The 15,660-nt window shown below is 49.8% G+C and carries 12 protein-coding genes; 9 read left to right on the top strand and 3 right to left on the bottom strand.

Annotated elements, in window-relative coordinates; translation table 11 throughout:
- Positions 1-5 precede the first annotated feature (5 nt).
- From NSS64_RS21495 to NSS64_RS21480, 4 genes are all read left to right on the top strand, one after another.
- A complete protein-coding gene (locus NSS64_RS21495; protein WP_340943180.1) occupies positions 6-884 on the top strand; it encodes a carbohydrate ABC transporter permease in 879 nt (292 codons plus the stop codon).
- An 83-nt stretch (positions 885-967) separates the two neighbouring features.
- On the top strand, positions 968-2,542 hold the full coding sequence (locus NSS64_RS21490) for an ABC transporter substrate-binding protein (protein WP_341141462.1): 1,575 nt from the start codon (positions 968-970) through the stop codon (positions 2,540-2,542).
- A gap of 42 nt (positions 2,543-2,584) precedes the next feature.
- Positions 2,585-4,306 carry a glycoside hydrolase family 66 protein gene (locus tag NSS64_RS21485; protein ID WP_341141461.1) on the top strand — a complete coding sequence of 574 codons (1,722 nt, stop codon included), beginning with the start codon at positions 2,585-2,587 and terminating at the stop codon, positions 4,304-4,306.
- 5 nt (positions 4,307-4,311) lie between these two features.
- Entirely contained in the window at positions 4,312-5,940 is a 1,629-nt protein-coding gene (locus tag NSS64_RS21480) for a glycoside hydrolase family 13 protein (protein ID WP_341141460.1), read from the top strand.
- Positions 5,941-6,048: 108 nt separating this feature from the next.
- Here the strand turns inward: NSS64_RS21480 and NSS64_RS21475 are convergent, their stop codons facing one another.
- A complete protein-coding gene (locus NSS64_RS21475; protein WP_341141459.1) occupies positions 6,049-6,720 on the bottom strand; it encodes a PspA/IM30 family protein in 672 nt (223 codons plus the stop codon).
- Positions 6,721-6,782: 62 nt separating this feature from the next.
- Positions 6,783-7,001 carry a PspC domain-containing protein gene (locus tag NSS64_RS21470; RefSeq protein ID WP_341141458.1) on the bottom strand — a complete coding sequence of 73 codons (219 nt, stop codon included), beginning with the start codon at positions 6,999-7,001 and terminating at the stop codon, positions 6,783-6,785.
- A gap of 298 nt (positions 7,002-7,299) precedes the next feature.
- Between NSS64_RS21470 and NSS64_RS21465 the strand changes: the two genes are divergently transcribed.
- Positions 7,300-7,929 carry a YfbR-like 5'-deoxynucleotidase gene (locus NSS64_RS21465; RefSeq protein ID WP_036691104.1) on the top strand — a complete coding sequence of 210 codons (630 nt, stop codon included), beginning with the start codon at positions 7,300-7,302 and terminating at the stop codon, positions 7,927-7,929.
- On the opposite strand, the gene NSS64_RS21460 is transcribed toward NSS64_RS21465, so the two are convergent.
- Positions 7,904-8,548: a CPBP family intramembrane glutamic endopeptidase gene (locus NSS64_RS21460; RefSeq protein ID WP_341141457.1), complete on the bottom strand. Its 645-nt coding sequence runs from the start codon at positions 8,546-8,548 to the stop codon at positions 7,904-7,906. The genes NSS64_RS21465 and NSS64_RS21460 overlap by 26 nt on opposite strands.
- Before the next feature lie 28 nt (positions 8,549-8,576).
- Between NSS64_RS21460 and NSS64_RS21455 the strand changes: the two genes are divergently transcribed.
- From NSS64_RS21455 to NSS64_RS21440, 4 genes are all read left to right on the top strand, one after another.
- A complete protein-coding gene (locus NSS64_RS21455; RefSeq protein ID WP_341141456.1) occupies positions 8,577-9,164 on the top strand; it encodes a hypothetical protein in 588 nt (195 codons plus the stop codon).
- A 68-nt stretch (positions 9,165-9,232) separates the two neighbouring features.
- A complete protein-coding gene (locus NSS64_RS21450) occupies positions 9,233-10,042 on the top strand; it encodes a protein phosphatase 2C domain-containing protein (protein ID WP_341141455.1) in 810 nt (269 codons plus the stop codon).
- Positions 10,043-10,221: 179 nt separating this feature from the next.
- On the top strand, positions 10,222-13,491 hold the full coding sequence (locus NSS64_RS21445) for a DEAD/DEAH box helicase (RefSeq protein ID WP_341141454.1): 3,270 nt from the start codon (positions 10,222-10,224) through the stop codon (positions 13,489-13,491).
- Positions 13,492-13,674: 183 nt separating this feature from the next.
- Positions 13,675-15,594 (top strand): ATP-dependent nuclease, encoded by a 1,920-nt coding sequence (locus NSS64_RS21440; protein WP_341141453.1) that lies wholly within the window; start codon positions 13,675-13,677, stop codon positions 15,592-15,594.
- Positions 15,595-15,660 lie beyond the last annotated feature (66 nt).

The raw sequence follows: 15,660 nt of genomic DNA, 5'->3' as shown, positions 1-15,660 counted from the left end.
ACATCATGGAGAAAAAACGAACGAATCCCTTTATCCTTATTGTCCTGTCCTTGTTCAGCCTTGCCTGCCTGATCCCGTTCTGGCTTATATTTATGATCTCGGTCGCCGACGAAGACTGGGTAACGGCGAATGGATACAGCTTCTGGCCCGGTAAATTCAGTCTTGTCGCTTATCAGTATTTATTGGAAGATGCCGGGAAAATATTGCGGGCCTACGGTGTCTCTGCTTCGGTAACACTGATTGGAGTTGTCGTCAGTCTGTTTGTGACTTCGGCCATGGCCTATGCATTATCGCGGAAAGAGTTTCCGCTCAGGGGTGCTTTAAGCTTCTACATCCTGATCACGATGCTGTTCTCCGGCGGCTTGCTGCCCTGGTATCTGGTCTACACCCGGTTCCTGCATGTTCAGGATACGCTGATGGCGCTTATCATTCCGGGTCTGATCGGCGGCTTCAACGTGATCATCATGCGGACCTTCTTCACGAACAGCATACCGCCTTCCCTGATTGATTCCTCTCAGATCGACGGGGCAGGTGAATTCCGGACCTACTTCAGCATTATTCTGCCGCTGTCCTTGCCTGTAATGGCCACAATCGGGTTGTTCACCACCGTATCCTACTGGAACGACTGGTTTACAAGCCTGGTCTTCATCCAGAATGAGAAGCTGTTCTCGCTGCAATATCTGTTGACCAAAACCTTAATGAACGCTTCGTTCCTGCAGACGATTGCCAATAAGGCTTACAGCTCAACCGCACAGGTCACAACGCCGCTTGAATCCATCCGGATGGCGATGGCGATGATTGCAATCGGACCGCTGGTGCTGGTATTCCCTTTCCTGCAGAAGTATTTCGTCAAAGGCCTTACCGTAGGCGCTGTGAAAGGCTGATCCCAGTATAATGCTGGATTAGTATAAGCAAGTTCAGAATGATGAGGAAGAATACAGAAGGATTCCAGGGAGGTCTACTATTTATGAAGTGGTTGAAAAAGAGTTCTGTTGTATTGACATCGCTTGTGCTGACTTCAGCCCTAGTAATCGGCTGCGGCCGGAATAATGCTGCCAATTCACCGGCGGGCACAGCCCAGCCGGGAGGCACTGCCAGCTCCGAATTGAAGCCTTACGAAGTGGTCATGGTATTCCCCGATGCGCCGCAAAACGATAATCAGCGGGTACAGGATGCGATGAATGATTATCTGGCACAGACCTATCCGGACATGAACATGACGGTCAAGCTGAATCCCATCGACTGGGGCGCCTGGAGTGATAAAACGAACCTGATGATGGCCTCCGGCGACAAAATGGACCTGCTGTTTACAGCGGATTGGCTCGGACTCCAGCAGCAGGTGACCAAAGGGGGCTTGCTGCCGCTGGATGATCTGCTCGCTAAATACGGCCCGGACATCGAAGCTGTGGAGAAGGACTATCACGGGCCGGCTAAGCGCGGCGGCAAGCTGTACGGTATTCATACCCACCAGGAGCTGGGCGGTGCGCAAGGGGTTTATTTAAATAAAGAGCTTGTAGACAAGTACAACTTCGATCTGACTGCACTGAAGTCCGGTAAAGTCGAGGATCTGGAGCCCATGCTTCAGACCATCAAGGAGAACGAACCGGGGATTACGCCTCTGGTGGCACCGAGCTTTCCTCTCGAAGCGTACTATTCATCCACGAATCTGGATTCTATTGTGAGTATTGCAGCGATTAACACCGTGGGAACAGCGGCAGATGATTATACCGTCATCAATTCCTACACGACTCCGCGGTATCTGGAGCTTGCCAAGCTTACCAACAAGTGGTACAAGGCAGGATACATTAACAAGGATGCACTGACACCTGGTCTGGACGCCTGGAAGAAGATTCAAGCGGGTAAGGGCTTCGCCTTTGTCTCAGACATGGATATTATCGCGGATATGGAGATCGGCACAGCAGCCGTATCACCCAATGGTTCGATTAAAGCGGGCCGTGAGATGCTGCAAATTCCGCTTAATATTGACCGTTTGCAGACAGGGAAGATGACAGCAACCATGTATGCGATTGCAAAAAGCTCTGGCGATCCGGAACGTGCCATGATGCTGCTTAACCTGTTCTACAAGGACAAGGAATTGCTGACCCTGTTCAACTTCGGGATTGAAGGCACCCATTATGTGCTCCAAGACGGGCAAATTGCGCTGCCGGAAGGCAAAACGACAGATAATGTCGGCTACTACCATGATATTATGTGGCAGCTCGGCAATCAAATGCTCAACTATACTCGTGTAGGCGAAGATCCGAATAAATATAAGAACTACGAGAAGTTCAACGAACTGGTGTCCTCTAATCCTTCCCGGATCTTCGGATTTGTCTTCGATCCGGAGCCGGTAAAAAATGAATTGATCTCGATCGACAACGCCAACAAAACCTTTGTTGACGGTCTGAAGTCCGGTCAGCTCGATCCGGAGGAGTCTCTGCCTAAAATGCTGGACAAACAAAAAGCGGCGGGAGCAGACAAAGTACTCGCGGAAGTGCAAAAGCAGCTGGATGCCTGGCTGGCTGAAACAGGCAAGAAATAAGCGAAATGACTAAGCTCAATCTACATGGAATGGAGTATTCATATGGACAATGGCGTATTAACGCATATAGATATATATCCGGATCAGGCCCAGTACAAAACCGGTCAATCTGGCAGTATCATCATTGAAGTGGAGACCCGGGAGAAGGCGGTTCTGCAGCTGGTTGTCAGCTTCTACAAGCTGGAGCAGCAGGTTGCTGAAGCAACGTTTAGCATCAGCACGGAACCAGGCGTGAGACAGAGCGTACCCGTTCCCTTGTTCACTGAAGCTACGGAGTGGGCGGGTTACGGGGTTAAGGCTACAGTTCTGTGCAATGAAGCTGTAGTGTCAACCGCTTATACCTCATACGATATTGCCGATCACTGGAGCCGGGCGCCGAGGTATGGATTTTTAAGCGATTTCCGGAGTGAAGAATCCGGAGACACGCGTGACGTTGACAGCATGAACAAGTTCCACTTGAATGTCATACAGTTCTATGACTGGATGTACCGCCATGATGAGCTGGTTCCGGCAGAGGATGAATTTACCGATCCGATGGGCCGGACGATGTCCTATAAGGTGGTCCGTGAAAAAGTCGCAGCCGTACACGATAAAGGGATGGCTGCCATGGCCTATGGAGCGGTATATGCAAGTCTTAAGGACTTCCTGCAGGCGCGTCCGGAATGGGGATTGTACAACCGCCAGGGAGATCCGTTTCACTTAATAGATATGTTCTATATTATGGATATTACACCGGATTCGCCTTGGACCGATCATATTGTTGAACAATTCCGTCAGGCCGTACAGGCCGGATTCGACGGAATTCATATGGACCAATACGGCTTTCCCAAGAAAGCCATACGCCGGATCGCAGGAAAAGAAGAGCTGGTCGATTTGGCGGAATGTTATCCGGCTCTGATTAACCGGACCCAGGCGGCTGTGAAGGAAATCAAGGCAGAGGCCGGGGTTATTTTCAATAATGTGGGTAATTACCCTATAAATAAGACGGCCTCATCGGATCAGGAGGCACTTTATATTGAAGTCTGGCCGCCGGTAGTCCGGTTGCGGGAGCTCAAAGGGCTGATTGATCATGCGCGCTCCCTGGACCCGCATAAGCCGGTGATCCTCTCCGCCTATCTGCCCTCCTTCTACCCGGAAGCCGGACATGACAAGGAATGGGCGGAGAACGGGGCGCTGCTGACGATGGCCTCCATATTCGCCAGCGGGGGATATCACCTCTTGCTGGGTGAGGATCATGGAATGCTGACTATGCCCTACTATCCCGATTATGCAGTGATGCGGCCTGAATTTGCCATTGAGGTCAGACGCTACTATGATTTCATCGTGCGTTTTGGTGTGCTGATCCATGATGCGCAATTAGAAGATGTGTCTTATACCTATACCGCCGGGGTCAATACCGAGATTACGTTCGAGGGCAATGTCCCTTTTGCACCGAACGGAGATATTGACTCGGTCTGGACGATCATTAAGCGCAAGCCGGGCTATCAGATCGTGCAGCTGATTAATCTTGCCGGGCTTGAAGATGATTATTGGGAGCATGGCAAGAAACAGCGGCCTGAAGCTCAAAATGATGTGGTGTGCACATTGCTGATCGAGCAGCCGATTGAATGCATTTATACGGCCAGCCCGGATAATCAGGCCCAGGAAGTGATTGTTCTGGATTACGAGGTAGTTCCTCACGGGCAAGGACTTGCGGCCAGATTCACTTTGCCGTCCATGCGGATCTGGTCCATGGTTGTAGTTAAATTTAGCTTACAGGAGTGAATGGCTTGAATAATACGAAATGGTGGCAGACAGCTGTAATATATCAGATCTATCCCCGAAGCTTTCAGGACAGCGACGGGGATGGAATCGGCGATCTCCGGGGGATTATCAGCAGGCTGGACTATCTGGAGCAGCTTGGCATTACCGCAATCTGGCTAAGCCCCGTATACAAGTCACCCAATGACGATAACGGCTATGATATCAGCGATTACCAGGATATTATGAACGAATTCGGAACGATGGATGACATGGATGAGTTAATCGAGCAAGCCAAGCAGCGCAATATCCGGATGATAATGGACCTGGTCGTCAACCATACCTCGGATGAGCACCCGTGGTTCATTGAAGCCCGCAAAGGAAAGGATAACCCGTACCGTGACTACTATATCTGGCGTGATCCGGTTAATGGCGGCGTTCCCAACTCCCTGCGTTCCACCTTCAGCGGATCGGCCTGGGAGCTTGACGAAGCAAGCGGGCAGTATTATCTGCATTTGTTCAGCCGCCGGCAGCCGGATCTGAACTGGGAGAACCCCAAGGTCCGTCAAGAGGTATGGGACATGATGAATTTCTGGCTGGATAAGGGCGTCGGCGGATTCCGCATGGATGTCATTGATCTGGTCGGCAAAATCCCCGATCAGGAGATCACAGGAAATGGTCCGAAGCTGCATGAATATCTGCAGGAGATGAACCGGGAGACCTTCGGAGCGCATGATGTTCTGACGGTGGGAGAGACCTGGGGGGCGACTCCGGAAGTAGCCAAGCTCTACTCCAATCCGGACCGGAAGGAGCTGTCGATGGTGTTCCAGTTCGAACACATCGGTCTGGATCAGCAGGCCGGAGGAGAGAAGTGGGATCTCAAGCCCCTGGATGTAAGCGAATTGAAGCAGGTGCTGGCGAAATGGCAGACCGAGCTGGGGAACGAGGGCTGGAACAGTCTGTTCTGGAACAATCATGATTTGCCGAGAATTGTATCGCGCTGGGGCAATGACAGGCAGTACCGTGTGCAGAGCGCCAAAATGTTCGCTATTCTCCTGCATTTGATGAAGGGTACGCCTTACATTTATCAGGGCGAGGAGCTTGGAATGACCAATTACCCGATTCAGGACATCAGCGAAGCGCAGGATATTGAGGCGATCAATATGTATCATGAACGGATCGGGCAAGGATATGCCAGGGAAGCTATCATTCAGTCCATTAATGCGAAGGGAAGAGATAACGCCCGGACCCCGATGCAGTGGGATGCTACGCGTAACGGAGGATTTACAACCGGAGAGCCATGGCTGCCTGTACATCCGAATTATGAGGAAATTAATATGGAGGCAAGTCTGAAGGACCCGGATTCGGTGTTCCATTGCTACCGTAAGCTGATTGAACTGCGGAAGCACAACCCGATTGTGGTATGGGGCGAGTTCGAACTGGTGACCGGCGTGCCGGATCAAGTGTTCATGTACTTCCGCCGCTATGAAGGACAGACCTGGCTGGTAACGGCCAACTTCAGCGGGGAGCCCACCACACTGGAATTACCGGAGCTGGGTCACGCCGGATTCATTATCGGCAACTATTCCAGAGATGATGTGGATTTCAAGCAGCTGCAATTACGGCCTTATGAAGCTTTTGCTGTCATACTTGCTTAAGCTAACCTGTCTAGGCCTATTTGGAACAAAGTTCATTGCATCAAAAGGATGCCACCCTGGTAAAAAGGGTGGCATCCTTTTTGTTATTGCTGAGCTTACACCGTCAGCTTATTTGCGGTTGCGGAGACGTTCAAGCTCTGCTTTAACTGCGCTATTAAGCGGGGATTCAGGAGCTGCTGCGGCTGCAGCCAGCCCGGATTGCTCGGCCAGTGCTTCCTGCATGGCGATCTTGTCCTCCATCCGTTCGAAGCCGCGGGCAGCGGCACCGGCATTCAGCACCTGGCCGCTGTATCCGGCCGGGAAGCTTGAAGCGCTGGCTTGGGCAGACTGCTTGATCTCCGCAGCTTTGCGGGCACGTTCAGCCAGCTCGGCTCTTTTGGCTTTGAGGCGCGTATGTTCTTCCTTAACACCGGCAAGCTGTACCTCCAGCGAGGCAAGCGCTGCCTGCGTCTCTTGAAGTCCGGCGGTGCATTCCTGTCCGCTCTCCGTGTAGCGGAGCTTAGCCATTACCGCCAGGCGGGCAGCAGGTTCATTGCCCTCGCTCATGAACTGGACTGCTTCCGCTTCACTGCGCTCTGCGAGCACCTTGTATTCGTAGATCCGGCGCTCCAGCACACTGGCTGCTGCCTTGAGTTCACGCTGTTTGCCTTCGGCATTAGCGATCTTATCCTCCAGGTCCCGCAGGTATTGCCCGGTCAGCAGGATTGGATCTTCCAGTTTGTTCAGTCCTTCGTGAATAGCAGCCTTGGTTAATGTTGTGATTCTTTGGAATATGCTCATAATCATGATCTCCTTTATATGTGGGTTGGTTAAGGTATGACGCAAGAATTTAATAGAAGGAATTAGTAGTTGAAGCCGTCATCGAATCCGCCGTAGGATTCCTGGGGAACAATTAGGCTGCCGATGATATACAGAAAGACTACAGTGCCGAAGCTGAATATCGTAGCGATAGCAACAATCAATCTTACGAGGGTCGCATCCACGCCCAAGTAGCGTGCCAGCCCTCCACATAAGCCGGTGAGTTTCTTGTCTGTTACGGAGCGGGTTAATTTTTTTGTCATAATATATCTTCCTCTCATATTAGATGACCGCCGGTGTGGCGTGTTCATTTCCGTTGTCTATGTATGTATTGTACGTAATTATTCATCCTGGCAAAACGGCCTGCAGACTGTTCTTGATTCCCGACCTTAGTCGGGGATGGGGACCGCAATAGGACGGGGAGAGGCCGGGAAAACACTTTAGATGCGCGCAGCCGTGCGGATTTTACACAATGGGGTGCTGAGGTTCATCCGGGGTTAACACTGGAGGATTAGACTGAACTCTAGCGCAGCCTAACTAACATACGGGAGGACTAGCCCCATGGGAATTCACAAGTATTTCCGGTCACTGAATGAGCTGGAGCGCATCATCCGCTGCCCGGGCAAATTCAAATTCGAGGAGCATAGCGTAGCGGCCCATTCCTGGAAGGTCGTGCAATATGCGAAGACGCTGGCCGACATTGAAGAGAAGCACGGCGCGGTGATCGACTGGAAGAAGCTGTACGAGATTACGAGCAGCCATGATTACGGAGAGATTTTTATCGGGGATATCAAAACGCCAGTGAAGCACTCCTCACTCCAGCTCAGATCACTGATCCAGCAGGTGGAGGAGGGCATGATCGACAACTTCATCAAGGAGCATATCCCGGACGAATTCAAAAGCATCTTCTACCAGCAACTGCGCGAGGGCAAGGATGAGTCGCTGGAGGGACTGATTCTGGAGGTTGCGGATAAGATGGATCAGGTGTATGAGGCCTTCGCCGAGCTGCAAAGAGGGAACACGGAGAAGGAATTTGTGGTCATGTACCGCAATGCGCTGATCAAGATCAAGCATATTGACCTCAAGTGCGTAGATTACTTCCTGGCAGAGATTCTGCCGGACATGGTGAACGAGGAGACGTTGTCTCCGATTGATATCAGACAAATTACGGAAGAGGCGCTGGCTCTGTAGATGAGCTGTGGCTCTTTTTTTGATGCCAGACAGCCGATCCGTTAAATGCAATATGCAGCACAATGGTCAGCCCTAGCGACTCCGTCACCTGCGCGAACAGCCCGAAGAAGATCCCTCCGCTCAGCGCGAACAGCATAAACCGGATACTCTCGCGGTTCAGCCGGTAATACTGCAAATGGGAGACGGCGAACAGGAACGCAGTAAGGAGAATAGCGCCGCTGACATCGATGATTCCCGTGGCATGGAGTTGCCCAAGACCCGGATGCTGCGCCAGAATGGGCAGAACCAGTCCCCGGAAGGCAATCTCTTCAAAGATCGGGAAGCACAGCACGAAGTTGACAGTATTATATGTGCCCATTGGATTATAGCCGGAGGACCGGGAGATGATCAGGTTCACAAGCAGAATGATAAGGAACAGCGGAAGCACTCTCATCACTTGATGCGGCATGCCAAATGTATAGCTGCCACTCCAGAGAACGCTTCCGGCAATCATCGCGGCTCCCCAATAATAGATTGTATACCGCACCTGTGTTTTAGCGATCAGCCCGAGAACCCGCTCGATGATCCGGTAGGAAAAAGACAGCAGTACAGCAATAACGCATAACTTCAGTAATAGCATGAATGTTAATCCTCCTGAGATGGTGAAAGTGTTTGTAGTCATTCTGATCTTTGCTGCTTTGAACGGCTTGCTTATGTACGTCCTTCATCCCATGAATAATCTGCTGCTGATTTCGCTGGCTGCTGCGGGACTGCTCGTTACATACTACTTGTCTTCAAAAGCGGACAGGAAGCGCTTACCCTTCCGTCCCTGGATCTTATTGATCCACGTTTTGCTTGGCGTTAGCTTCTACCTGCTGTTCGGTATGCTGCTGATGAGCAAGCTGATCTTTACCTATAACCTTAACATGACGAATCAGTTTGATATACTCTTTTTTGTCTATGGCCAGGATCGGCCGGTGGTGTATGGGGTGCTACTGATTATGGCTGTATTGTATTTCGTAATCGGGAAGCTGATGCTGCGGCCTCTATATAGCTGGTGCGCGGTGAATTACTACCTGCCTGCGAGAATGAACATTAAGCTGGTTGGAGGAGAGCTTCTAAGCGGAGTGTATATTCTGCGGGACACTGATAGAAGATTCCTGACAGCGAGCGACAGCCTGAACCCGGGACCGGAGGACAGACTCTACAGGATCAACCGGGAGCGGATAGAGGTTATGGAGCGGGACTCTGAATGAAGTCGCGGTAGTAGCCGTTCGAGTATAATAGAAGAAACATAGAGTTTAGATGGGACAGGAGGAGCCGGATGGGACAGACAAGGGAACAATTTAGCTGGGTAGGCAGTAATGAGATGTATTTGGATCAACCCACTACATGTGCATATAAGAGTATGGTTATTGGCCGGTACGGAGGAAACACTGCGGCAGGTGCCGGTAAAAATGAAGATGGGGTATATGTATTAAGCAAGCCGGGCGGGGGCTGGGAGTTCGCGATGCTCCTGGATGCGCACAATACTGCAGAAAGTGCTGAACTGCTGGTTCGCACGATCAACGGTGAGGCAGGTGGAATCATCAGACTGCTGGCGCTGCCGGTCCAGCAGGCGTTCCGGGCGCTGGAGTCTTTTTTGCTGGCGATTTTCCAGTCTGAGGCATTTCTCAGCCAGTGTAGGCAGGTAACAGGGGAGACCGCATGCCTGATCTGTGTCCGGATGGAGAATTATCTCTGGTGGTTCTCGGTGGGGGATAATTCGCTCTATCTGCTGCATCCCGAGCTGGCGGCACGCGGGCAATATCTGTTGAACCAACGCAATTATTACGAGTGGATCGGCTTCGTCAACACCTTCGCCCAGCCTGTGGCCTGTTACTCCTCCGGCATCCGCGAGCTGCGGCAGGGCCGCAACATCATCGTGATGACCACGGATGGTCTGCTGGAGGTGGGGGAAAGACTGCTGGAGGACCCGCGCAGGCTGTATGAAGCTTTTACGGGCAGAGAGGATCTGGAGGAATGTGTGGCGGGAGTAATGGCGGGGGTGCATGAACAGCTTGGGCGGGATAGCGCAACGGTGGTTGCATGGAGTCTTGATAATTTGCGAGCGGGTGCGATGCCGAGTGATTGAGGGTTATTTTCGTTTTGCAACACTTGGATGAGGCCGAGAAGAACCTGTGCCAAGAGTTTTCTGTGGATGGGCTGGCACAGGACATTCGGCATGAGCCGGATAAGTTTGCCCATTTTCTAAAGTGATGTCTACTATATAATGTAGTAAAGAACAACTTAGATACAAAGCAGGTGATGAAGATGGATTTTACATTAGAAGATATCAAGGATATCTGCGGGGATACCTTTTATAAGCGCGGACGATCTTATTATAATTCGGGGCGGGTAAGCAAGCTGGTTTTGGATGCGGAGAATAACCGCTATACCGCCCAGGTAAAGGGAAGCAGAGCGTATCGCGTGCAGATCGACTTTTATTATAACTTGAATGGAGAGCCAGAAGCCCACTGTACTTGTCCCGCCTATGAGAACTATGACTGCTGTAAGCATGTGGCGGCAACACTCATGGCCATACACGCACTGCAGATCAAGAAACCGGCAGGTAGCGAAGTGCAGAAGCCGGGCTCTGCCTCCGTTGCCTCCAAAAGCAAAGATAAACGCAAATATAACCAGATGGATCTGTTGATTTCCTCACTTGCCGGGATGAAACCTGCTATGAATAGAGAGAAAGCTCCTCTGTTTGAGCATGAAGAACAATTGCAGTTTGAGTTCATCTTAAGCACGCTGTACCAGCAGCCCAGAGGATTTACGCTTGAAATGCGGGTGGGCTATAAACACCGGTATGTCGTGACGAAACTGGGACAATTCCTTGAGCATCTGGAGCAGCGGAAGCCGCTGTATTTCACCAGCAAGTTCACATTTGATGCGGAGCAGCAGCAGATAGGCGCTGCCGACCGGGAATTCCTGGAGGTCATGCTTTTACTCAAAAACTCTGAGAAATTACTCAAACCCAGCCCGAACAGCTATTATAGCCCCCCTGAGACTGACGGGAGAACGCTGAAGGTCACTCCGCTGGCCTGGGACAAGCTTAAGCCGCTTCTGCCAGAAGTGAATATTACCCTAAGAAGTGTGGGGCACCCGGAGGTTCCTGCTGTTCTTGCGGGCCAAGTCCCGCCGCTTGAATTCTCGATCGGCCAAGGAAAGAAGAAGGATTATGTTCTGACGGCTGCGAATATGGATAAACTTACCTTGCTTGAGGACTATTCTACTCTAATTATGGATGGGCTGATCTATGATGTGGACAGAGCAGCGCTCCGTACAATTGCACTGCTGCAGCAGCAGTTCACGGCCTCCAGCGACATTGCAGTGGCTCCCGGACAAATCGAAGCGGTCGTGCAGCAGGTGCTGCCAGCCTTAAGAAAGCTGGGGAAAGTAAGTGTGGAACAGGCAGTAAGCGAGCGAATTGTGGAGCCTGAACTGCAGGCTAAGCTGTATCTGGATTATGCGGACGGCACCTTAACGTTTCGGCTGGAATTTCATTATGAGGAGATTGTGATCAATCCGCTGGAAGAGAATAGCGTGGATGAAGCGCGCAAGCAGAAAATCCTGATCCGAAATATGCAGCGGGAAAATAAGATCGTTGATATTCTGGACAACTCTCCGCTTAGACGGGAACGGGAGCACTGGGTTTCCGTAAGTGAACCGGTCATCTATGAGGCGTTATATGAGCTTGTGCCGGTTTTGGAAGAGGTTGCCGAGCTGTTTGTCACCCCGGCTGTTCAGAGACTTGTGCTGGAGCGTAAAGCTTACCCCAAAGTGAAAGCGGAGCTGAGCGAAGGTCTGGATTGGTTGGATATCTCTTTTGAGCTGGAAGGCTTGAATGAGGAGGATACTGTTCGGGTCATGCAGGCGATTGTGGAGAAAAGGAAGTATGTCCGCCTGCGCAGCGGGGCTTTTCTGCCCATTGCCGTAGACAGCTTCAGCGAATTCGGCACCGTTGCCGAACGGCTGAATCTTAGGCAAAAGGATCTTAAACACTCGGTAATCCGCCTGCCCTCCGTACAAGCTCTTCAGCTTCCAGAGCGGGGCCATGGCTTCAAGCATACGAAGTGGGGCAAGTCGCTCCGGGAATTCCTGGACCAGCTGCGGGAACCGGACAGTCTGGAATTCGAGCTGCCCGCTGAGCTGAAGCCGGTTCTCCGGGATTATCAGGCCAGAGGCTTCCAGTGGATGAAGACGTTGTCGAAGTTCAGGTTCGGCGGAATTCTGGCAGATGATATGGGCCTCGGCAAGACCATTCAGAGCATTGCTTATATCTGCTCCGAGCTGGCTGAGATGCCGCCTAAGGTACAGGGGAGAGCTCCGGTGCTGATACTGTGTCCGGCTTCCTTAACGTATAACTGGAGCCATGAGTTCGCCCGGTTTGCACCAGCAGTCAACGTACTGGTGGCGGCAGGTCAGAAAGAGGAGCGCAGTGGACTGCTGGAGAGCAAGGCCATGGAAGAAGCAGATGTGATTATTACCTCTTACCCTCTTCTCCGCAGGGATATTGAGCTGTATTCCGGCACAACCTTTCATGTGCTAATTCTGGATGAAGCCCAGGCGATCAAAAATTCAGCCTCCCAAACGGCCCAAGCGGTTAAATCGCTTAAGGCTGCACGGAAATTCGCTCTGACGGGCACACCGATTGAGAATTCGGTGGATGAGCTGGAAGCTATTTTCAGCACAGTCTTCCCGGCGCTGTTCACCGGACGATTGACCTTCAAGGAGCTGCCCGCCGGACGAATCGCCAGCATCGTGTCTCCCTTTATTCTGCGGCGGCTCAAAAAAGAGGTTCTGGAGGAGCTGCCAGACCGCATTGATACTGTACAGCACACAGAGCTGCTGGACGAGCAGAAACAGGTATATCTCGCATACTTATCGAGGCTCCGTGACGATACCGAACAGGATCTGCTTGCGGACGGATTCCACAAGAGCCGGATGAAGATTCTGGCCGGAATCACCCGCCTGCGGCAAATCTGCTGCCATCCGTCGCTGTTCCTTGAGAATTATACGGGCGGCTCCGGCAAGCTGGAGCAATTGCTGGAGGTTGTGCAGGAATGCCGTGATTCCGGCCGCAGAATGCTGGTGTTCTCGCAATTCTCCAGTATGTTAGCACTGATCCGGCAGCGCCTGGAAGAAGCGGGAGTCCAGCCCTTGTATCTGGACGGCTCGACGCCGGGCAAGGAGCGGGTGGAATTGTGCAGGCTTTTCAACGAAGGTGAAGGGGAAGTGTTCCTGATCTCGCTTAAGGCGGGAGGAACGGGGCTGAATCTGACTGGAGCGGACACGGTGATTCTATATGATCTGTGGTGGAATCCGGCAGTCGAGGAGCAAGCCATCGGCCGTGCACACCGGATGGGGCAACGGAATGTGGTCCAGGTGATCCGGCTGATCACCGAAGGTTCCATCGAGGAGAAGATGCTGGAACTGCAGCAACGCAAGAAAGGTCTCATCGAAGAGATCATCGAAGCTGGCGAGAACAAGACGACCCGGCTGTCGGAAGAGGATATCCGCGAGTTGCTGCGGGTGTAGGAGGCATCAGTTTGTACTGTAAAAGAACAATAATTGGTTTTGTAATTGTGAAGGAAGCTCAAGCGGATAAGCTTGAGCTTTTTGTATGAAATGAACTGGGTAAATATTCTTATTTTGGAGGGAAGTTAAATAAATTGTCGAACTCTATCCTATAGTGAAAATAGTCTACGAGGAGGAAAGAGTATGAAACTGCATAGTTTGAAAATAGAAGGATTCAGAAGGCATTTGGAAACAGAGGTGTTATTTTCGGACGCAACATTCTTGATAGGTGAAAACAACATTGGAAAAAGCTCCATACTAAATGCTTTGAATATTCTACTCAATGATGTTAAAAAACTAACTGAAGATGATTTTTTTGCTCTGCGAGAAGAAGGGCTTACTACCAATACCCGTGGCGTGGATACCATTACATTATTAGCTGAGTTCCGTGAGATACCAGCAGAAGCAGGGGGATGGGTTGGATTTAAAGGTCGTATACTCAGTTTCATTAATGACGACGGTGAGCAAGATTATAGAATTATTTATAGGAAGACATTTAAACCCAATACTGACTGTATTATTGAGATGCGCGAGCAATCAAAAACAATAAAGGCTGAGTTTCAACAATGCCTGACAATTCAAAATTATATTGATGCAGGACTAGACACATCAAGAATAACAGAGCGAATCGCACATATAGTTACAACAAAAAAACTAACTCAAAAAGAGCTTGAACCTATAAAAGAATTGGAGGACTTATATGATTTCGATGACCAAAATGAAGTTTGGTTTACTAATCCAGGTGGGATACCTGCAAACGTACTAACAAAGCTACCCAAATTCTTACTTATACCTGCTCAAGATAAAATAGATGAGTTATCTGGAGCGTCCGGTGCGTTGAATACTACGTTGACTCATTTGTTTAATGACGTCAGGGAAGCTTCTGCTAATTTTAGACAGGCACAATTATATCTAGATTTGTTGGCTGCAGAGCTAAATCCGGAAGATGAAGAAAGTGAATTTGGGCAAATGATGCTGGAACTTAATAAAACTGTTAGCGATGTATTTCCGAATACTGGCCTTAAGGCAATTACAAATTTAGCCGAAGCTGATAAAGTTATAAAACCTCAATTTAAAATTTCGATGTTTAGCAACATTACAACGGCAGTAAATATGCAAGGGACTGGAATTATACGATCAGCAGTGTTTGCTTTATTAAGATACAGAAATATAAGGGAGAATGGACGGGGGGCAGGTCAAAGTAGACCTTTGTTAATTGGCTTTGAAGAGCCAGAGATATATTTGCACCCAAATGCAGCTAAACAAATGAGAGAAACAATCTATGAATTAGCCAGTGCACCTAATAATCAAATTGTTTGTACGACTCACTCACCCTATATGATTGATCTAAGTAAAAAACCTCTGCAAATTCTAAACTGTCTCTCACGAATTAACTCAACGCATAACATGGGGTTACGAGAGGTAAGTGTAGAAAGACTTAAGTGTACTTCCTTCAATACCAGTGAAGAGTTCAAAAAGCTTCAAAATGAAGATAAGATTTACGTTAAAATGCTGCTGAAAATTGATGACTATATTTCAAGAGTATTCTTCTCCAAAAACGTTTTAATCGTGGAAGGAGATACAGAGGATATAGTCCTTAGAGAAACTATCAATCGGATGCCACCTGTTGTAAAGAAAGACATTGAATGTAATTGGCAGATTGTAAAGGCAAGAGGAAAGGCAGCTATAATCTCTCTTGTAAAATATCTTAGGGCAATGGGAATTAATCCAATTGTTATCCACGATAAAGATGAAGGGGTTCCGCGAGCAGAGGTATTTAATGATCCGATTTTAGCAGCTGTCGGAGTAGAAGAGAATCGAATCATGTTGACAAATTGTATTGAGGATATTCTTGGTTATCCAGCCCCCTCAAATGAAAAGCCGTATAAAGCTTACAAACATATTACTGAAAGTTGGACAGAGGATTGGGAGTCAGTCTCAAGTCATTGGAAACTAATCATTGAAGATGTTTTTAAAGATTCATTTAGCCTTATAACACCCACTAATAGGCAAGTTGCTGTTGAGATGGCTGCAGCAACAACGGAAAATCCACAACAACCTTAAAATGGGGTTGAAGTCAGCTCCAGGTCAATGATATACACTGCTAATATAAGTAAGGAAGGAGTGGCT

This window comes from Paenibacillus sp. FSL H8-0122 (assembly GCF_038005345.1).
Lineage (GTDB): Bacteria > Bacillota > Bacilli > Paenibacillales > Paenibacillaceae > Paenibacillus_AQ.
The sequence above is the reverse complement of the archived record's forward strand: the minus strand, read 5'-3'. Positions and strand labels throughout refer to the sequence as shown.